Here is a 271-nt window from a genome sequence, read left to right as displayed (position 1 = left end):
ATGTTGTTGTTCGGCGGTGTCCTACTCTCCCACACCGGTTAGAGTGCAGTACCATTGGCGCTGGTGGGCTTAGCTTCCGGGTTCGGAATGGGTCCGGGCGTTTCCCCGCCGCTATAGCCGCCGAAACACTATGAAACAGCATCGCACGCTGACGCGTGGTGTGTTGTTTCAGAATCGTATAGTGGATGCGCCACCCACAGGGGGTGGTCGTGTCAATGCGTGCCTTACTTGTTGTAACTGCCCCAACACTCAAAACTAGAGTGCAACAATA

The 271-nt window shown here is 55.0% G+C and carries 1 rRNA gene; it reads right to left on the bottom strand.

The annotated features are described in order from the left end of the window. Positions 1 to 8 precede the first annotated feature (8 nt). Positions 9 to 125, bottom strand: a 5S ribosomal RNA gene (gene rrf, locus HH308_RS29460). Positions 126 to 271: the final 146 nt, after the last annotated feature.

Source organism: Gordonia asplenii (genome assembly GCF_012933505.1).
Lineage (GTDB): Bacteria > Actinomycetota > Actinomycetes > Mycobacteriales > Mycobacteriaceae > Gordonia > Gordonia asplenii.
This window is presented reverse-complemented; position numbering and strand designations above follow the sequence as displayed.